We start from the raw sequence: 19,798 nt of genomic DNA on the forward strand, positions 1-19,798 counted from the left end.
CCTCGTTCGGACGCTTCACTGCTGCATCTGCATCAGCTGATCCATCGGCATCATGTTGTGGTTCAGATTCGCCATGATCCACAGCGAGCCGCCGACGACGAGGAAGACGATGATCAGGCCGAAGGCCAGCGCCAGCACGTTGTTGGTGTTGTCGGGCCCGGTCGTGATGTGCAGGAAGAACACGAGATGCACGCCCATCTGCGCGATCGCCAGCACGATGATGGCGACGGGAATGGAGGGCTGCCAGACGAGATTCGTGCCCGCGATGAAGAACGACACCGCGGTGAGGAGGATCGCGAGACCGAGGCCGGCGAGATATAACAGAACGCGCGAGCGCAGGTCGCCGTGCTGCTGCTCACCGGGCGCGAGATCGCCGCGGTCGCCGAACTCCTGGCCGTGTACCTCCTGGGCATGATCGCTCATGTCGCACTCCCGAGCAGATAGACCACGGAGAACACCGCGACCCAGATGATGTCGAGCGCATGCCAGAACAGCGCGAAGCACAGGATCCGGCGCTCGATGTCGGCGCGGAATCCCTTCGCCACCACCTGGGCCATCATGGTCAGCAGCCAGAGAATGCCGGCCGCGACGTGCAGGCCGTGGCAGCCGACCAGGGTGAAGAACGCCGACAAGAAGGCGCTGCGGCTCGGCCCGTCGCCGCGGCCGACGAGATCGGCGAACTCACGGATCTCCATCAGCAGGAAGCCGGCGCCGAGCAGGCCGGTGATGGCCATCGCGATCTGGAACCATAGCGCGTTGTGGCGGTCGGCGGCGATGCTCGCCATGCCGCAGGTGAAGCTCGACAGCAGCAGGAGCGCGGTCTCGATCGCGACGTTGCGGATATCGAACAGCTCGGCCCCGCCGGGTCCGCCCGCCGTGCCGCCCGACAACACCGCGAAGCTCGCGAAGAAGCACGAGAACATCACGATGTCGGAGAGCAGGAAGATCCAGAACCCAAAGCCCGTCACGATCCGCTTCGGCGCCGGACCCGGATGCTCCGTGGCGCGCAGATGATGCGGATCGGCCAAGGCCGGCGATTGCTCGACCGTGGTCACCGACATCGGTCCACTCCGGCTGCAAACAGATCAATGGGCATGCGACGCTCCGCTCTCCTCGCGCGACTTGTTCTCGCTGACCTGCGGTCCCGGCGCGGGCGCGATGTGCTGCATGGCGATCTTGCCGAACAGCTCGGGATCACTGAGCCGGTACGTCTTCGGCGTCTTCTCGACGGACTGCGCGGCAAGCTCCTTGTAGCTCGCCTCGTCCAGCACCTGGTCGCTCTTGGCCGCGTTGGTCGCCCAATTGGAGAAGTCGGGCTGCGACACCACGTTGGTGTCGAACATCATGTCGGGAAAGCCGTCGCCGCTGAATTGCGAGGCAAGGCCCTTGTAGGTGCCGACATGATCGCCACGCAGGTTCAGTCGCGTCACCATGCCGTTCATGGTGTAGATCATGCCGCCGAGCTGCGGGATGAAGAACGCGGTCATCACGCTGCCGGACGTCAGCTCGAATTGCAGCGGCGCGCCGATCGGAACGGTGAGGCTGTTGACGGTGGCGATGCGCTGGTCGGGATAGATGAACAGCCATTTCCAGTCGAGCGACACCGCCTGGATGCGAATAGGAAGCCCCGTGCCTTCGACCGGCTTGGCGGGGTCGAGCTCATGCGAGCCGATCCAGGCGACGCCGCCGAGCAGTATCACGGTGAGCGCGGGGATCGACCACACGACGAGCTCGACCGCGCCGGAATAGGCGAAATCAGGCCGGTAGCGCGCGCGTGTGTTGGAGCTGCGGAACCAGTAGGCTGCGGCCAGCACCGCGATCGAGGTCGGAACGATGATCGCCAGCATGATGATCACGGAATCGATCAGGATCGTCTGCTGGGCGGCGGCGATCGGTCCCTTCGGATCGAAGATGTTCATGCGGTCTTCCGGCGTTCAACCCCGCACACAACCGAGATCGGATGCGGAGGTTCCTGCGCCGCAAAACACAGCTCAGCGGCTGACGCGCCAGATCGTGCCGTTGCCGTCCTCAGAGATCAAAAGGCTGCCGTCGCGCGCCACGGTGACGCCGACCGGCCGGCCCCAGACCTCGCGGTCGTTGACGACGAATCCGGTGACGAAGTCCTCGTATTCGCCGGTGGCCAAGCCGTCCTTCAACCTGACGCGGATGACCTTGTAGCCGGTCCGCTTGGAGCGGTTCCACGAGCCGTGCTCGGCGGCAAAGGCATCGCCGCGAACCTCCGGCGGGAACATGTTGGCGTCGTAGAACGTCAGGCCAAGCGAGGCCGAATGCGGCTGCAGCAGCACGTCGGGCACCGTGATCTTGCCTTTGAGATCGGCGCGCTCGCCGCGATGCCGCGGATCCTCGTTGTCGCCCATGTAGTACCAGGGCCAGCCGTAGAAGCCGCCCTCCTTCACCCGCGTGACGTAGTCCGGCACGAGATCGTCGCCGAGCCCGTCGCGCTCGTTGGTCGAGCACCACGGCGTGCCCGTCGCCGGTTGGATGGCGAGGCCGACGCAATTGCGGATGCCGCTCGCGAACAGCGCGCGGTTCTTGCCGTCGGGATCGAACGCCAGCACGCCGGCGCGATCGGTCTCGCCACCCCAGGCCGCACCGAGCGGATGCGCCTTGATCCAGGCGGTGAGGCCGCCCGCCGGCTCGCCCAAGGCTTCGCCGACATTGCCGGCCGAGCCGACGGACACCAGCATACGCTGGCCGTCCTTGGTGAACACGATGTCGCGAGTCGAGTGGCCATAGCCTCCGGGGAGATCGGGCACGACGACCTGCACCGGCCCGGAGGCCTTCAGGTCGCCGGCGCGATACGGAAAGCGCATGACGCGCTCGGTGCTCGCGACGTAGACCCATTGCGGATCGCTGCTTGGATAGAACGCGATGCCGAAGGGGTGGCCGAGCCGGTCGGCGAAGATCTCGCTCGTTGCGACGGTGCTGCCATCCTCGCTCGGCCGCAGCACGCGGACACGGCCCGCGCGGGTCTCGGCGACGAAGATGTCGCCATTCGGCGCGGTGCGGATGATGCGCGGCCCGCTCAGCCCTTCGGCGAACAGCGCGATCTTGAAGCCGTCGGGGACCTTGGGCACCGCCGACGCCGGCCGCTGCACCACGCGCGAGACATTGGCGGCGGACGCCGTCGCGCCGGGCTTCGGCAGGTCTTCGGGACGGATCAGTCTGATGGTGCCCGGCGTATCGCGCTGCCAGCTGCCGAATGCGTCCCTGCCCTTGAGCACGGCAGGCTCAGCCGCAGCAGCGGTAGCGGCCAGCGCACACAGGCCAGCTACGGCAGCAAATCTCGTTGGTCTCGTCATGCCATCCTCGCGCCAGCAGGCCTCAAGCGGCCGGCAGCCTACTCCGTTCCGGGCCCGGAGATCACGTGTCGCTTAGATGTGACGCCATCAAGACAGCGCGCCGAGCACGCCGCGCGTCGCCTGGTCGATTTCCTCGACATAGCGGCGGCGGGCGAAGGACTCGGTCAGGAAGCCGATCACCTTTCGGCTGTTCTCCGACTCCAGCACGGCAAGCTCCTCGGCCCCGGAATCGTCGAAGATCTTCATCGCCGTCTTGACGTTCATTTCGGGCAGCAGCGCGACCTCGAAATATTTGGCGAGCTCGACCACCTGGATCTCGTCGGCGATGGAGTCCAGCTCACCCGAGAACAGGTCGGGCAGCGAGACCAGTCCGCAATAATCGTCGCTGTTGTTGACCACCACCACGGCCTGCCGTGTGCCGAGCGCGAATTCGCGGCGGCAGGCGGCGATGCTGGTGGTGGTCGGCACCTTGGCGACGTCGGAGCGCATCAGCCGCTCGACGGTGAGGTTGCGCAGCCAGCCGACATCGTTGGCGCTGCGGATGGTCTCGCCGCGCAGATGCAGACGCCAGGTCGAAAACGAGTGCCCGAACAGCACGCGCACGCAGACCGAAGTCACGATGCAGGCGCCGAGCACGACGGCGGTGACGTCGACGCTGCGGGTCATCTCCAGCACCAGGAACGACATCGTCAGCGGCCCGCCGACGATGGCAACTCCCAGTGTCGCCATGCCCGTGAGCATCGCGACCAGCGGGTCGAGCGCCAGGCTCAGCCCGGCCATGGCGAGCAAGCCCGCGAACAGTTTGCCGAGCAGGCTGCCGATGAACAGCGAAGCGAAGAACAGACCGCCGCGGAAGCCGGAGGCGAGCGAGATCAGGCAGGCCGCGAGCTTCAGCACGATGATGGTGGCGATCATGCCGACCGCCATCTCGCGATGCAGGTCGAGCAGCATCGCACCGTGGCCGGCCGCCAGCACCTGCGGCGTCACGATCGCCATCGCGCCGACACAGACGCCACCGATCACCGGCCGCAGCCAGACCGGGATGCGGACGAACAGCCGCTCCACCGCCGGCGAGGCGCGCATCACCACGATGCCGATGAAGGCGACCAGCAGCGCCAGCACGAACAGCGCGATGTACTGCTCGAAGCCGACGGCACCGACTTTCTGGATCTCCAGCGAATACGGCGCGCCGGTGAGATATTGCGAGGTCAGCGCCCCCGCCAGCGAGGCAGCCAGGATCGGCGCCGCGCTGCCGACCGAGTAGACGCCTACGATCAGCTCGCAGGCATAGAATGCGCCCGTGATCGGCGCGCCGAAAGCGGCGGCGATAGCGGCGGCCGCGCCGCAGCCGACGATCAGCCGGAGGTCGTTGCGGCGGAGCGTGAGATATTGCCCGAGCAGCGAGGCGACGCCGGCGCCGATCTGGGTGTAGCCGGCCTCGAGGCCGACCGACGCGCCGGATCCGTTGGAGACCAGGGTCTGGCTGCTGACCACGATGCTGTCGCGCATCGACAGCCGCCCCCCGCGCAGCGCATTGGCTTCGACCGGGTCGACCGCCGCGGCAATCTTCCAGCGCCGGCGCAGCCATTCCATCAGGCCGAGGAAGAGGCCGCCACAGGCCGGAGCAATCAGCGCGACGACCGGGTTGACCCACGCGTTGGCACTGAGCCGGACGTCGATCGGGATGCCGTAGATGATCACATGCGCGAATTGCGCGATCAGGCTCATCACCGTCACGATCGCGCCGGTGCTGACACCGATCACAAGGGCCAGCGGTATCAGGTAGAATTCGTTGCTGCGCAGCAGCGCCCGCAGCCGCGTGACCACCCGGTTCGAAGCCTTGCGATCGATGATATGCGACAGCGTCGAGAGCACGAGAGCCATTTCTTCTACGAGGAGGCCTCTGCGTGGCAATAACCTGTCGCAATTTGCGGAACAAGCGCGAATTCCATTCCAGCCGAAACGTGGTTGACTGGTCCGGAAACTGGAACCGCAGCGGCCCGTTTCGACGCATCAACGGCGCAACGCGGCGAAAGTCGCAAGCCACCATCCGAAACGACGACGCCCGCTGCGGCAGGGCCGGAGCGGGCGTCGGTTCGGATCGAAGGATTTTGGGCCGCTCAGACCCGCTCGATGATGGTCGCCGGCGCCATGCCGCCGGCCGCGCACATCGTGACCAGGCCGCGCTTGAGGTCGCGCCGCTCGAGTTCATCGAGCAGCGTGCCAATCAGGATGGAACCGGTGGCGCCGATCGGATGTCCAAGCGCGATCGAGCCGCCGTTCACGTTGACCTTGGCGCGGTCGAGCTTGAGGTCGCGGATGTATTTCTCGGCGACGACCGCAAACGCCTCGTTGATCTCGAACAGGTCGATGTCGTCGATCGTGAGCCCGGCCTTGGCCAGCACCTTGCGGGTCGCCGGCACCGGCGCGTTCAGCATCAGGGTCGGGTCGTCACCCATATTCGCCATCGCTACCACGCGCGCGCGGGGCTTCAGGCCATGTGCCTTGGCGTAGGACGGCGAGGCCAGCAGGATCGCGGCCGCGCCGTCGACGACGCCGGAGGAATTGCCGGCGTGATGCATGAATTGGATATCAAGGCCCGGATAGCGCTGCAGGATCAGGTTGCGATAGGTCGTGCCCTTGTCGTCGAGCGCGTAGTCGGCGATCGCCGGGAATGCCGGCTTCAGACCGGCGAGGGCCTCCGCCGTGGTCTGCGGCCGCGGATATTCCTCGTGGTCCAGCGCGAGGCTGCCATCCTCGCGATGCACCGGCACCAGACTCTTCTTGAAGTGGCCGCCCGCGATCGCCGCCGCCGCGCGCTTCTGGCTCTCCAATCCCAACGCATCGACGTCGGCGCGGGTGATGCCTTCCATCGTGGCGATGGCATCGGCGCAGACGCCCTGGTGCGATTGCGGATGCAGCGCGCGCAGATGCAGGTTGCCGGCATCCATCATCAGCGGCCCCTCGCCGCGCCGACCGTCCATCGACATCATCTCACAGCCGCCGGCGACGACGAGATCCTCCTGCCCGGCCATGATCTGGGCGGCGGCAATGTTGACGCTGGTGATGCCGGAGCCGCAGAAGCGGTCGAGCGTGACGCCGGAGGCACGGATGTCGTAGCCGGCATCGAGCGCCGACATGCGGCCGAGATCGCCGCTCTGCGGTCCGCGCTGCGACGAGCAGCCCCAGATGATGTCATCGACATCAGCGGTGTTGATGCCGGTGCGCTCGGCCAAAGCGCGCAGCACGGTGGCGCCGAGGTGTTGCGGGTGCAGCCCCGCCAGCGCGCCCTTCCCGGCCTTGCCGATGCCGCGCGGGGTCCTGCAGGCGTCGATGATGAGCGCGTCGGCCATGATGTTTCCTCTCCTGATCAGCTGCAACCGGCGGTCCGGTCGTCCTTGTCCCGGTCGATAGCATTGCGCCGTCGCGCTCGACAACCGCGGCAACTGCGGATCAGGTTTGAATGCCGTGGGCTCAGGTGCTTGATGGCGAACGCTTTTTTTCGCGGCACGGAACCGGCCGCGCAAACCGCGGGGGTCTCGCTCCGACACGACTTCAACCCTGCTCGAGCAGCACCTGCGGCGAAGCAGGCAGCCCAGCTCCTCCCTCGCAAGCCACACGCCAGGACATCGCGATAAGCCGATGACCGCAGGAGACAATTTGCCTCTCGGTTCGGAGATGACGTCAAATGTGGGATGTCGGATGGCGGCCAGCGCGTTCCTTCTGCAACACGCCGTGAAATGATGGACAAATCACAAGCGCACTTTCCGCTGCATTTGACGCGATGACGCGAAGCTTCCATGAAGATGCGCCCCTCCCGCGCCTTCTGCCCCGACAGGACCTGACATGAGCAGTTCGACTTCGACCCTCGCCGCGCCCGCCGGCAGCGCCCGCCGCGCCTGGTGGAAAGAGCTGTGGGTTCAGGTCCTGATCGCGATGGCCGCGGGCATCCTGCTCGGCGCGGTCAAGCCGGATCTCGGCGCGCAGATGCAGCCAATGGGCGACGCCTTCATCAAGGCGATCCGGATGTTGATCGCGCCGATCATCTTCTGCACCGTCGTCAACGGCATCGCGCACATGGCCGACATGGCCAAGGTCGGGCGCGTCGCGATCAAGGCGCTGGTCTATTTCGAGGTGGTGACGACGCTGGCGCTGATCATCGGGCTCGCAGCCGTGAACCTGTTTCAGCCGGGCGTCGGCATGAACGTCGACCCGGCGACGATCAACTCCGCGACCATCGAGCCCTACGTCAAGCAGACCGCCGCGGTCGGCCTGGTGCCGTTCCTGCTCAACATCATCCCGCAGACCTTCGTCGGCGCCTTCGCCGAGGGCAACATACTCCAGGTTCTCTTCATCTCGGTCATGTGCGGCTTCGCCCTGATCTGGCTCGGCGACCGCGCCAAGGCGGTGACCGACGTGATCGAGGTCGCCGGCCAGATGATCTTCGGCGTCGTCCGGATCGTGATGTGGGCGGCGCCACTCGGCGCCTTCGGCGCGATCGCCTTCACCGTCGGCAAGTTCGGAATCGGCTCGCTCGCCAAGCTCGGCCTGCTGCTCGGCAGCTTCTATCTGACCTGCCTGATCTTCATCGCCGTCGTGCTCGGCCCAATCGCCGCCTTTGCCGGCTTCAGCCTGTGGAAGCTGATCCGCTACATCCGCGACGAGATCCTGGTCTGCATCGCCACCACCTCATCCGAGACCGTGCTGCCGCGCATGCTCGCCAAGCTGGAAGCGGCGGGCTGCGAGCGCAGCATCGTCGGCCTGGTCATTCCGACCGGCTACTCGTTCAATCTCGACGGCACCTGCCTCTACCTCGCCACCGCCGCGGTCTTCCTGGCGCAGGCCACCAACACCCATCTCGACATCGGCCATCAGATCGGTCTGCTGTTGATCCTGCTGGTGACCTCCAAAGGCGCGGCCGGCATCGCAGGCGCCGCCTTCGTCGTGCTCGCGGCGACGCTTGCTGCAACCGGCACCATTCCCGTCGCGAGCGTCGCGCTCGTGCTCGGCATCCATCGCCTGATGTCGCAGGGGCTGACGCCGACCAACCTGATCGGCAACGCGGTCGCGACCATCGTCATTGCACGCTGGGAAAATGGATTGGACGCGGCGCGCCTCAAGCAGGTGCTGGATGGCGACAAAGTGGCATCTGATGCAAATTGAAATCATCCGCATAGATACGAATTTGCTTTGGCTGCCATGACGCCGATCAAACGGCGCATGACCTAAAATTAATAGTTATCTCCTTCGTCCCGTCGCTTCGCTCAGCTAATGAAGCGGAACGGACGACTGATGGTCTGCGTGGTCGCGTCCGAAACGATCAGAAACGTTCACGGAGCGAGCGCCTGCGGACAACGGTCTCGCCACACCATCGGTGTGCATGACGATCACTCGGAGATGACGATGAACAAGCAGCTGCTGCTCAAACTCCACCGCTGGATCAGCCTGACCTTCGCGCTGCCTTTGCTCGTGATCATCGTCACCGGACTGATCCTGTCCTTCGAGCCGATGGCGCAGGTCGCAGCCGTGAAGCCCGGCAGCGTCGACCCGGCGCGCGTGGTCGCGCTCATCAAGCAATATGATCCGGACGGCAAGGCGCGCGGCATCTCGATTAATCCGACGGCGCAGCATCTGACCTTGCAGGGACGGCCCGGCACCGAGCTGGACATGACCACCGGCGCCGTCGCGGACAAGCCTGCGATGTCGGGCGTGTTTCAGTGGGCGCGCATGACGCATGAGCACCTGATCGGGATCGAGGGCCTCACGACGATCTCCACGATCGGGATGATCGTCATCATGATCATCGGCATCCTGATGGGGCTGCCGCGGCTGCGCAACACGCTGTCCGGCTGGCACAAGGGCGCCGCGTGGTTCACGCTGCCGCTGATCCTGCTGAGCCCGTTGACCGGCGTTCTGCTCGACCCCAGCAACAGCTTCTTCAGCGCGCCGGCGACGGCGGCCAAGCGCGTCTCCTTGACGGAGGCGGTCAGCATCGTCGCCAGGGATCATGATCTCGCGACCGTCAACATGATCGGTAGCCGCGGCGGGCGGATGATGGCACGGATCATCGAGGGCGACGAGTTGCGCGCCTATGCCGTGACGGCCGACGGCCTCTCCGCGCTGCCGCGCAACTGGGTGCGGCTGCTGCACGAGGGCAGCTGGTCGCTGATCGGCAGCGCCGCGAACGTGATGATCTCGGTGGTGCTGCTCGCCCTGCTCATCACCGGCGTGCTGATCTGGACGCAGCGCCGGCTGCGCCGGCCGAAGCGGATGCGCGAGATCAAGGTCGAACCGGCCGTCGCGACATCCTCTCCATCCTGACGTTCATCGCCGTCGCGAGGGCCGAGGTCGAAGGGCCGCCTTCAAAGCTGATTTTGAAGCGGCCTTCGATACAGGCTTGGAAGCCGCCCTTCGCCCTGCCTTCGGCCGCCCATAGGCCGCGATGAAAACCTTGATCCCGCCCTCGAGCTGAGCGCGGCATTCGGCCGGGCTCGGCGCCTGCATCGACAGCGCCCACGTCAAAGGCAGCCGCCCCTGGATCAGCGTGAGAAACTGCGTCGCGGCCAATCTGACATTGCCGATATCGAGCAATCCCTGCTTCTGCGCCGCGCGCAGGAACGCCGCGACCTCGGCATCGCAGCGGTCCGGTCCCGCCTTCATGAAGGCCTGCGCGACCGCCGGGTAGCGCGAGGCGCAGGCCATGATCAGCCGGTGCATCGCCAATCCGCGATCATCCAGAAACATCGATAGGAACCGGCGCGCAATGTCGCGCAGATCCCTTTCGAGCGTGATGATCTCACCAGTCTCGATCCACAGCGGCTCACGCCGCCGCCCACAATCGTCCTCGACCAGCGCCAGCAGCAGCGCATCCTTGTCGGCGAAATGCCCGTACAGCGTCGCCTTCGACACGCCGGCCAGCCGCGCGATCGCATCGACGCTGGTGTTGTCGAACCCGCCTTCGAGAAACAGCGTTCGCGCGCTGTCGAGAATTTGAGCATGCTTGAGCTCGCCGCGACCCGCGGGCGCGAGAGCCACTGAAGAGCCGGCTTGCGAAGAAGATGTGACCATGCCGCTTCCTAGCACCAACGTGACTTGACTCAAGCCTGACACGACAAGCATGGTCGCTCAACAAGAACGAAACGGTTTAGTTTTATGTCTGATCATGTCGGAATGTTTCCCGCCTCGCCGAGGCCGGTCCCGCGGCGCGGTGCGATCCCCGTTTCGCTTGGCGTCGTCAGTTGCAGCGTGCTGCTTGCGTCCTGCGCTGTCGGCCCCGATTTCATGTCGCCGGACGCGCCGGTCGCGACCGGATACGTCCGCGAGCAGCGGCTCGGTTCGACCGCGAGCGCCGTCACGCCGGGCGGCAACGCGCAGAGCTTCGCACCCGGGAGTGATCTGCCCGGCGTCTGGTGGGGGCTGTTTCACTCACGGCAGCTCAATGCTTTCGTCGAAGAGGCGATTCGCAATCATCCCGACATCGAGGCCGCACAGCTGGCGCTGCGCGCCGCGCGCGAGAACGCGCTGTCGCAGCAGGGCGCGCTGTTTCCGCAGGTGAGCGCCAGCGGCTCCGCCGAGCGCACGCAAGGCTCGAGCACGCAGCAGGGTCAATGGCCCGGCCAGACCTCGCTCTACACGCTCTATGGTGCCTCCGTCAGCGTCAGCTACGCGCTCGACCTGTGGGGCGGCACGCGGCGCCAGGTGGAGGCGCTGCAGGCGCAGGCGGACTATCAGGGCTTCAAGATGGAGGCGACCTATCTGGCGCTGACCGCCAATGTCGTGACCGCGGCGATCACCGACGCCTCGCTGCGCGACCAGATCGCGGCCACCGAGGAGATCATCAAGGCCGAGACTGATCAACTCAACCGCATCCAGCACCAGTTCGACGTCGGCGCGATCTCGAAATCCGATGTGCTGTCGCAGGAAGCCACGCTGGCGCAGGCCAAGGCGACCCTGGCCCCGCTGCAGAAGCAACTGGCGCAGCAGCGCAACCAGCTGATGGCCTATCTCGGCCGGCTGCCCAGTCAGGACCGCGGCGAGCATGTGACGCTGGCGGAGCTGAGGCTGCCGCGGAAGCTGCCCGTCTCCCTGCCCTCCTCGCTCGTCCGCCAGCGTCCCGACATCCGGCAGGCCGAGGCGACCTTGCACCAGGCGACAGCAACAGTCGGCGTCGGCATTGCCAATCTTCTCCCGCAGGTGACGCTGTCGGGCAGCTACGGCGCGAGCGGGCCGGAGCGATTGTTCTCGCCGACGACCCTGGTGTGGGAAGCGGCTTCCAGCGTCAGCCAGAAGCTGATCGACGGTGGCGCGCTGTATCACACCAAGGAGGCCGACGTTGCGACCTTCGAGCAGGATCTGTCGCTGTACAAGAGCACGGTCATCACCGCGTTCCAGAACGTCGCCGACTCGCTGCGCGCGATCCAATATGACGCCGAGGCACTGAAGGCGCAGGCGGCCGCTGAGAAAGCCACCGCCGACAGCCTCGCGATGGCGATCGAGCAGTTCAAGAGCGGCGCCGTGCCCTACGCCAACGTCATCACGGCGCAGCAATCCTATCTCAACGCGCGCGTCTCCCGCGTCAAATCGCAGGCCACCCGTTTCACCGACACCGCCGCGTTGTTCCAGGCGCTCGGCGGCGGCTGGTGGAATCGGCAGGACGAGACACCAGCGGCGCTGCCGCGCGCCAACCCCGGCTATTTCGCCGGCCCCAATCGGACCATCCAGGAAGCGATGTAATGAAGAAGCGCATGACGATCATGCTGGCCGCCATGGCCGTTCTGTTCGGCGGCCTCTACGGATTCCAGACGTTCAAGGGCATCATGATCGCCAAGGCGATCGGCGCCATGGCCAACCCGCCGCAGACGATCTCGACCACTGTCGCGGCGACCGCGCCGTGGCGCTCCAATCTCACCGCGGTCGGCTCGCTGCGCGCCGTCAACGGCGCGGACCTGGCGCTGCAGGCCTCCGGCATCGTGCAGAGCATCCAGTTCAATTCCGGCGATTCGGTCGAGGCCGGTCAGCCGCTGCTGCAGCTCGTCGCGACCGACGACGTCGCCAAGCTGCAGTCACTGCAGGCCACCGCCGAGAACGCCGCTATCGTCGTCAAGCGCGACGAGGAGCAGATCAAGTTCAACGCCGTGAGCCAGGCGACGCTCGACAGCGACCGCGCCAACCTGAAGAACGCGCAGGCGCTGGTTGCTCAACAGAAGGCCGTCGTCGAACAGAAGACCTTGAAGGCCCCGTTCGCCGGCCGGCTCGGCATCCGCGCCGTCGACCTCGGACAATATCTCAGCGCCGGCACCACCATCGTCACCCTGCAGAGCCTCGACCCGATCTTCGTCGACTTCTACCTGCCGCAGCAGTCGCTCGCCGATATCAGGATCGGCCAGGACGTCGGCATCTCAGTCGACGCCTTTCCGGGTGAGCGCTTCACCGGTCAGATCTCGGCCATCAATGCCAAGGTCGATTCCACCAGCCGCAACGTCCAGGTCCGCGCCACCCTGCACAATGAAAAAGCGCGCCTGCTGCCGGGCATGTTCGCCAAGGTCGAGATCGGAATTGGCCAGCCCGAGCAGCTCGTGACCCTGCCGCTGACGGCCGTCGTCAGCAATCCCTATGGCGACCTCGTCTATGTCGTCGACGATCTCAAGGACGGCCAGGGCAAGGCGCGGCAGATGTTCATCAAGAGCAAGCCGGCCAAGGGCGATCGCATCGCGATCACCGACGGTGTCAAGCCGGGCGAGACGGTGGTGATCGCCGGACAGATCAAGCTGCGCAATGGCAGCCCCGTGAAGATCGATAACTCGCACGTCCCGGTGGCCGAAGCCGCCCCGAACGTCGTCGATCAGTAACCGCGCAAGCCCACGCTCAGAGCCTCCCATGCGTTTTACAGACATCTTCATCCGCCGGCCGGTGCTGGCGCTCGTGGTCAGCGCGCTGATCCTCGTGCTCGGCCTGCGCTCGATGACGACGCTCGCGATCCTGCAATATCCGCGCACGCAGAACGCCATCGTGACGGTCAGCACGGCCTATGCCGGCGCCGATTCCGACATCATCGCGGGCTTCATCACGACGCCGCTGGAGAACGCGATCGCCCAGGCCAACGGCATCGACTACATGACCTCGACCAGCGTCACCGGCAGCAGCACCATCACCGTGAACCTGCGGCTCAACTATGACTCCGGCAAGGCGATGACCGAGATCAACGCCAAGGTGAATTCGGTGCTGAACCAGCTGCCGACCGGCACGCAGCAGCCGACCCTGACCTTGAAGGTCGGCCAGACCATCGACGCGATGTATATCGGCTTTGCCAGCGACGTTCTGGCGCCGAACCAGATCACGGACTATCTCACCCGCGTGGTGCAACCGAAGCTGCAGGCCGTCTCCGGCGTGCAGACCGCGGAATTGCTCGGCGCCAAGAAGTTCGCGCTGCGCGCCTGGCTCGATCCGGACAAGCTCGCCGCCTACGGCCTGACCGCGACGGACGTGTCGACCGCGCTGTCGGGCAACGACTACATCTCGGGTCTCGGCACCACCAAGGGCCGCCTGGTGCAGGTCGACCTCGCCGCCGCGACCAATCTGCATTCGCTGGAGCAGTACCGCAATCTCGTCGTCAAGCAGGTCAACGGCGCGATTATCCGCCTGCGCGACGTCGCCAACGTCACACTCGGCAACGATGATTACGACAGCGCGACCCGCTTCAACGGCAAGACGGCCGTCTATATCGGCATCCAGGCGGCGCCGACCGCCAACCTGCTCGACGTCATCAACGGCGTGAAGGCGGTGTTGCCGGACCTGCAGCGGCAACTGCCGAACGGGATCACCAGCGAGGTGCTCTACGACTCCACCGACTTCGTGAATTCCTCGATCGACGAGGTGGTCCATACGCTGGTCGAAGCCATCGCCATCGTCATCGTCGTGGTGTTCATGTTCCTAGGCTCATGGCGCTCGGTGCTGATCCCGGTGATCGCGATCCCGCTGTCGCTGATCGGCACCTTCGGCCTGATGCTGCTAATGGGCTTCTCGATCAATCTCCTGACCCTGCTGGCGCTGGTGCTCGCAATCGGCCTCGTCGTTGATGACGCCATCATCGTGGTCGAGGCGGTTCACCGGCTGATCGACGAGGGTGTTGCGCCGCTCGACGCGGCGATCCAGTCGGCACGCGCGCTGGCGAGCCCGATCATCGCCATGACCGTGGTGCTGATCGCCGTCTACGTGCCCGTCGGCTTCCAGGGCGGCCTCACCGGCGCGCTATTCACCGAATTCGCCTTCACGCTCGCCGGTGCGGTCACGGTGTCCGCCGTGATCGCGCTGACCTTGTCGCCGATGAACTGCGCCTGGCTGCTGCGCCGAACCGAGCGCGGCGCCACCACCTTGGAGGCACGGCTGGTCCGCACCATCGACCATGTGCTCGAACGTCTCGCCCACGCCTACCGCCGCGGGCTCGAAAGCGTCTTCACCACCAAGCCCGTCGTCGTCGTGTTCGCGCTGCTGCTGCTGGCGATGATCCCCTGGCTCTATGTCAGCTCGACCAGCGAGCTCGCCCCGGACGAGGACCAGGGCATCGTGCTGTCGCTGACCAATTCCGCGCCCTCGGCCACGCTCGAGCAGCGCGAATTCTACGGCCAGCAATTGTTCGGCCTGATCGCGCAGCGCCCCGAGACGCGCACCGTGTTCCAGATCGACACCCCGACGCAGGCGATCGGCGGCTGGGTGCTGAAACCCTGGGATCAGCGCAAGGCGACGACCAAGACGCTGCAGCCGGAATTCCAGCAGATGCTGAACGGCATCGCCGGCGCCCGCTCGGTCGCCTTCCAGCCCGCACCGCTGCCGGGCAGCAACGGCCTGCCGGTCCAGTTCGTCATCGGCACCACCGGAGCGTTCTCCGAGCTCAACGACGTCTCCCGCGAGTTCATGGCGAAGGCGCTGGCGAGCGGTAAGTTCATCTTCCTCGACACCGACCTGAAGATCGACAAGCCGCAGACCACGGTCGTGTTCGACCGCGACAAGGCCGCCGATCTCGGCCTGAAGATGAGCGATCTCGGCGGCGCGCTCGCGACCATGCTCGGCGGCAACTATCTCGATTATTTCAGCCTGGAGGGCCGGTCCTACAAGGTGATCCCGCAGGTCCGGCAGAACGATCGCCTGACCGATCATCAGCTGCTCGACTATTCGATCCGGAGCAGCGGCAACACGATGGTGCCGCTCTCAACCGTCGCCCGGCTCGAGCACAAGACCATCCCGGAATCGATCAACCACTTCCAGCAGATCAACGCCGCGACGATCTCGGGCGTGGCGATGCCGGGCGTGGCGATGGGCGATGCGCTCGCCAGCCTGAAGGAGCTCGCGACGTCGCTGCCCTCGGGCTACTCGATCGACTGTGGTGGCGCGTCGCGGCAGCTCGAGCAGGAATCCGGCGGCTTCGTCACCACCTTCGTATTCGCGCTGATCATCATCTTCCTGGCGCTCGCCGCCCTCTTCAACAGCTTCGTCGACCCGATCATCATCCTGGTGTCGGTGCCGATGTCGCTCGCCGGCGCCCTGATCTTCATCAGCCTCGGCATCGGCGGCGCCAGCATCAACATCTACACCCAGGTCGGCCTCGTCACCCTGATGGGCCTCGTCAGCAAGCACGGCATCCTGATGGTGGAGGTCGCCAATGAGCTGCGCGAGCACGGCAAGGACCGCACCGAGGCGATCATCGAGGCCGCCACGATCCGATTGCGGCCGATCCTGATGACGACCGCGGCGATGGTGCTCGGCGTGATCCCGCTGATCGCGGCCAGCGGCGCCGGCGCGGTGTCGCGCTTCAACATGGGTCTCGTGATCGCCACCGGGCTCGCCATCGGTACCCTGTTCACGCTGTTCGTGGTGCCCGTCGCCTATGCCCTGATCGCCCATCGCGGAACGGCGCATGAGGCAGCGGCCCATGGCGGAGACGCCCCGGCCGTGCCCTCGGAAGCGTAGCAGGATCAACGACTTGAATGGAGATTCGAAAATCAACATCGGCAGCGATTGACAAACGACACTTGTAAACGATATATCGTTCGTACGAAACGGAGATCATATCGTATGAGACATCATCATTGGACATCCGGTCCCTCCCGCTGGGATGAGGACCACCAGCCGCGCGGCTGGGGCCATCGCGAGCGTCACGGGCGTCACCAGGGGCATCACGGCTTCGACGAGTCCTCCGACGACATCCGCATGGGCGGACGCGGCGGCGGCTTCGGTCCGCGCGGACCAGGCCTGTTTGAACGTGGCCGCCGCGGCGGCCGTGAGGAATTCGGGCGTGGCGGCGGCGGCCGTGTCTTCGGTCCCGGTGACCTGCGCAGCCTGCTGCTGTGGTTGATCGGCGAGAAGCCGCGTCACGGCTATGAGCTGATCAAGGCCGTCGAGCAGCTGGTCGGCGGCGCCTACTCGCCGAGCCCGGGTTCGGTCTACCCGATCCTCAATCTGCTCGAGGACATGGGCCAGATCGAAGCGGCCGCGTCCGAAGGCGGCAAGAAGCTGTTCGCCATCACCGAGGCCGGCCGTGAGGCGCTGAAGCAGGACGAGGCCGCGATCGAGGGACTGCTCAGCCGGCTGCGCATCATGGCCCGCACCATGGGCGGCATGCATCCGCCGGAGCAAGTGCTGCAAACCGTTCAGACGTTGAAGATGGCGCTGAAGATGCATCGCCCCGGCTGGAGCGAAGCGGAAGGCAAGCGCGTCAGCGACATCCTGATGCGGGCGATCGCCGAGATCCAGGGCGACGACACGACGACCTGATGCTCGAACCGTCCGAAAGGAGCATCGAGCCAATGTTCGTCGAGTTCGACCCAGCGCTCGCGTAGTTCATGACGAAGTTGAAGTCGAGCGCCAAGGCGGAAGTGGCGCGGGCTTGAGGACGACACGTCTACGCACCTTCGTAGCTGCGCGCTGACGGTGCGCTCCCTCTCCCCGTTCTTCACGGGGAGAGGGTTGGGGCAGCCGCACGGGTGGTGACGGTCGAAGCAGGGCAACTGACACCAACGTCCCTCGACAGCTTCCGCGGTATGGGTCCCGGCGTTCGCCGGGACGACACCGATAATGTGGTAACGTCCGTGCCAAACCCATCCGTGATGCGGCGCGCGTTCCTAGCCAACAGCTGTCGTCCCGGCCTCGAGCCGGGACCCATACCGCGTGATGGTTGTTGTCGGAGCGGATGGGAGTCATCGCATCCCAATCAGGATGACGACAGCCCCTACGCCGGCTCCAGCACCATCAACCCCGTCGCCGTGTTCGAGATCGGGATGTGATAGTTCGCATGCTCCTTGCGGACCTTCTCCGGCAACGTCCCGCGCGCGACCATCCAGTTCAGCAGCTCGACGCCCTGCGTGCCCGACAGCTCGACCAGCTCCGTCGTCGAGTACTTCGTCGCCCAGGCGGGGTCGTCGACCATGCTGGCCATGAACTTCTCGTCGAAATCCTTGTTGATGAAGCCCGCACGCTCGCCGTCGAGCTGGTGCGACAGGCCGCCGGTGCCCATCACCACGACCCGCTCGTCCTTCGGCCAGGACTCGATCGCGCGCGCCAAGGCCTGGCCGAGCTTGTAGCAGCGCGCGGCCGAGGGCAGCGGCGCCTGCACGGTGTTGACAACCACGGGCACGACGCGCACCGGCCATTTCTGGTCCGGCCAGCACAGCGCCATCGGCAGCGTGAAGGCGTGATCGACCACCATCTCCTGGCAGGTGGTAAGGTCGAAATCCTCCTTCACCAGATGCTCGATCAGATGCCACGACAACTCGCTGTCGCCCTGGAACGGCGCGGTCTGCGGAATGCCCCAGCCCTCGTCGGCATTGCTGTAGCGATCACAGGCGCCGATCGCAAAGGTCGGCATCTTGTCGAGGAAGAAGTTGAGGCCGTGGTCGTTGTAGACGAGCACGACGACATCCGGCTTCACCTTGGCGAGCCATTCGCGCACATGCGGGAAGCCGTCGAAGAACGGCTTCCAATACGGATCCTGCTGCAGCCCCTTGGCGATCGCGCCGCCGATGGCCGGAACGTGCGAGGTGGTAATGCTGCCGACGATCTTTGCCATGATGATTACCCCCGTGCCGCGAGAAGCTTGGCCTTGAACTGCTCTTTGGTCAGTCCGGTCTGCTGCGCGCCGATGTCCTGCATGTCCAGCCCGAAGATGCCGGCGAATTTGGCGAGGTAATAGGCGTTGCCGCCGGCCTCGATCAGCGCGAGCACGTTGCGGTCCTTGATCGCGGCGCGCTGCTGCGCGTTGAGGCCGTATTTCGTGCAATAGCCGTCCTCGTCGGCGACGAAGGCCTTGCGGTTGGCGGCATCGTTAAACGAGTAGCACATCTTGTTGAGCGCATAGCCTTTGCGGGCCTGCTCACCATCGAAGATGGTGGTGCCGGGCACGGGCTGCCGGGCCGATGTGGCGGACATTGAAACCTCCCCTGAAAGCGTTCTGAGCGGCCAGTTTGATCTGGATCAAACGCGGGCCGTTCCATGCCGGTCAGTATCGCTGGAACACACGGCCGATAAAGGCCGCCCGCCCGATCTGATCCATGAGCCAATTCGATCATTTGGACCTCGACGGCCATCTGCTGCAGCTCTTGCTCGCGGTCATCGAGGAGGGCTCGGTGACGCGCGCCGCGCAGCGGCTCGGCGTCACGCAGTCGGCCGTCAGCCATCTGCTCGACAAGCTGCGCGCCATCACCGGCGACCCGCTGTTCGTAAAATCAGGCCGCGGAATCGTGCCGACGGCGCATGCGCAGTTGCTGGCGCTACGCGCCCGCGCGCTGCTCGACGATCTCCGGAGCTTCTCGCATGCCGCCGCGTTCGAACCGGCGAACATCTCCGCACAGGTGACGATCGCCGCCAACGACCTGCAGCGCGACCTGCTGCTGCCCACTCTGCTCCGCTACGCCCGCGCCCAGGCGCCGGGCCTCAGCCTGCGCGTGATCCCCTCGGGCGCGCCGACGCCGGAGATGCTGCGCGAGGAGCATTGTCAGCTGATCATCACGCCCCGCCCACCGGAGGGCAGCGACATCCTGCAGAAGCGCCTGTTCGAGGACAGCTACCGCGTGTTCTACGATGCCAGCCAGCGCGAGGCGCCGCGGACGCTTGAGGACTATCTCGCAAGCGACCACGTCACGGTCGTCTACGAGCCGCGCCGCCGGCTCGACATCGACGAGGTCATGGCCGAGCGCGGCATCGTCAGGCGCTTCGTCGCACAGGTGCCGGGCTTCGGCGGCATCGGCCCGTTCCTGCGCGGCAGCCGCATGATCGCGACGCTGCCGAGCCTGTTGCGCGCCTACATGCTCCGCGGTCTCGCGATCGCGCCCGTTCCGATCCCCTGCCCGGTCATGCCGATGTACATGGTCTGGCATCTGCGCCACCACGACGACCCGCTGCATCGCTGGCTGCGGCAGCAGCTCGAGATCGTGGTGGCGCCGAGCCTTGCCGCGGCCGCCGAGCACATGCCGGCGCTGGTGTAGTCG

At 65.8% G+C, this 19,798-nt stretch carries 16 protein-coding genes; 7 read left to right on the forward strand and 9 right to left on the reverse strand.

What is annotated here, in order from left to right:
- Positions 1–15: 15 nt before the first annotated feature.
- From cyoD to BRAD285_RS22130, 6 genes are all read right to left on the reverse strand, one after another.
- Positions 16–423: a cytochrome o ubiquinol oxidase subunit IV gene (cyoD, locus tag BRAD285_RS22105; RefSeq protein ID WP_006611983.1), complete on the reverse strand. Its 408-nt coding sequence runs from the start codon at positions 421–423 to the stop codon at positions 16–18.
- Positions 420–1,061, reverse strand: a complete 642-nt coding sequence (gene cyoC, locus BRAD285_RS22110) for a cytochrome o ubiquinol oxidase subunit III (protein ID WP_006611984.1) — start codon at positions 1,059–1,061, stop codon at positions 420–422. The genes cyoD and cyoC overlap by 4 nt, the downstream gene beginning before the upstream one ends.
- A 24-nt stretch (positions 1,062–1,085) precedes the next feature.
- A complete protein-coding gene (locus tag BRAD285_RS22115; RefSeq protein WP_006611985.1) occupies positions 1,086–1,919 on the reverse strand; it encodes a COX aromatic rich motif-containing protein in 834 nt (277 codons plus the stop codon).
- Positions 1,920–1,991: 72 nt separating this feature from the next.
- On the reverse strand, positions 1,992–3,323 hold the full coding sequence (locus BRAD285_RS22120) for a sorbosone dehydrogenase family protein (RefSeq protein ID WP_006611986.1): 1,332 nt from the start codon (positions 3,321–3,323) through the stop codon (positions 1,992–1,994).
- 87 nt (positions 3,324–3,410) lie between these two features.
- Entirely contained in the window at positions 3,411–5,207 is a 1,797-nt protein-coding gene (locus BRAD285_RS22125) for a chloride channel protein (RefSeq protein WP_371507215.1), read from the reverse strand.
- Positions 5,208–5,443: 236 nt separating this feature from the next.
- A complete protein-coding gene (locus BRAD285_RS22130) occupies positions 5,444–6,676 on the reverse strand; it encodes an acetyl-CoA C-acetyltransferase (protein ID WP_006611988.1) in 1,233 nt (410 codons plus the stop codon).
- Positions 6,677–7,169: 493 nt separating this feature from the next.
- Between BRAD285_RS22130 and dctA the strand changes: the two genes are divergently transcribed.
- Together dctA and BRAD285_RS22140 are read left to right on the forward strand one after the other, a co-directional pair.
- Positions 7,170–8,486: a C4-dicarboxylate transporter DctA gene (gene dctA, locus BRAD285_RS22135; protein ID WP_006611989.1), complete on the forward strand. Its 1,317-nt coding sequence runs from the start codon at positions 7,170–7,172 to the stop codon at positions 8,484–8,486.
- Between the two features lie 240 nt (positions 8,487–8,726).
- Complete coding sequence (locus BRAD285_RS22140; RefSeq protein WP_006611990.1) at positions 8,727–9,644, forward strand: PepSY-associated TM helix domain-containing protein; 918 nt, start codon at positions 8,727–8,729, stop codon at positions 9,642–9,644.
- Positions 9,645–9,647: 3 nt separating this feature from the next.
- Here BRAD285_RS22140 and BRAD285_RS22145 read toward each other — a convergent pair whose 3' ends face one another.
- Positions 9,648–10,391, reverse strand: coding sequence for a TetR/AcrR family transcriptional regulator (locus BRAD285_RS22145; protein ID WP_050886844.1), 744 nt, complete (start codon positions 10,389–10,391; stop codon positions 9,648–9,650).
- 84 nt (positions 10,392–10,475) lie between these two features.
- Between BRAD285_RS22145 and BRAD285_RS22150 the strand changes: the two genes are divergently transcribed.
- From BRAD285_RS22150 to BRAD285_RS22165, 4 genes are all read left to right on the forward strand, one after another.
- A complete protein-coding gene (locus BRAD285_RS22150) occupies positions 10,476–12,056 on the forward strand; it encodes an efflux transporter outer membrane subunit (protein WP_006611992.1) in 1,581 nt (526 codons plus the stop codon).
- Positions 12,056–13,171 (forward strand): efflux RND transporter periplasmic adaptor subunit, encoded by a 1,116-nt coding sequence (locus BRAD285_RS22155; RefSeq protein WP_006611993.1) that lies wholly within the window; start codon positions 12,056–12,058, stop codon positions 13,169–13,171. Before BRAD285_RS22150 ends, BRAD285_RS22155 begins: the two co-directional genes overlap by 1 nt.
- 28 nt (positions 13,172–13,199) lie before the next feature.
- A complete protein-coding gene (locus BRAD285_RS22160; RefSeq protein ID WP_006611994.1) occupies positions 13,200–16,286 on the forward strand; it encodes an efflux RND transporter permease subunit in 3,087 nt (1,028 codons plus the stop codon).
- Positions 16,287–16,391: 105 nt separating this feature from the next.
- Complete coding sequence (locus BRAD285_RS22165) at positions 16,392–17,090, forward strand: PadR family transcriptional regulator (protein ID WP_006611995.1); 699 nt, start codon at positions 16,392–16,394, stop codon at positions 17,088–17,090.
- A gap of 454 nt (positions 17,091–17,544) precedes the next feature.
- On the opposite strand, the gene BRAD285_RS22170 is transcribed toward BRAD285_RS22165, so the two are convergent.
- Together BRAD285_RS22170 and BRAD285_RS22175 are read right to left on the reverse strand one after the other, a co-directional pair.
- A complete protein-coding gene (locus tag BRAD285_RS22170; protein WP_006611996.1) occupies positions 17,545–18,381 on the reverse strand; it encodes a class III extradiol dioxygenase family protein in 837 nt (278 codons plus the stop codon).
- Between the two features lie 5 nt (positions 18,382–18,386).
- On the reverse strand, positions 18,387–18,740 hold the full coding sequence (locus BRAD285_RS22175) for a protocatechuate 4,5-dioxygenase subunit alpha (RefSeq protein ID WP_006611997.1): 354 nt from the start codon (positions 18,738–18,740) through the stop codon (positions 18,387–18,389).
- A 122-nt stretch (positions 18,741–18,862) separates the two neighbouring features.
- On the opposite strand from BRAD285_RS22175, the gene BRAD285_RS22180 reads away from it, so the two are divergent.
- Positions 18,863–19,795 carry a LysR family transcriptional regulator gene (locus BRAD285_RS22180; RefSeq protein WP_006611998.1) on the forward strand — a complete coding sequence of 311 codons (933 nt, stop codon included), beginning with the start codon at positions 18,863–18,865 and terminating at the stop codon, positions 19,793–19,795.
- The last annotated feature ends 3 nt before the right edge of the window (positions 19,796–19,798 follow it).

The organism is Bradyrhizobium sp. ORS 285, assembly GCF_900176205.1.
Lineage (GTDB): Bacteria > Pseudomonadota > Alphaproteobacteria > Rhizobiales > Xanthobacteraceae > Bradyrhizobium.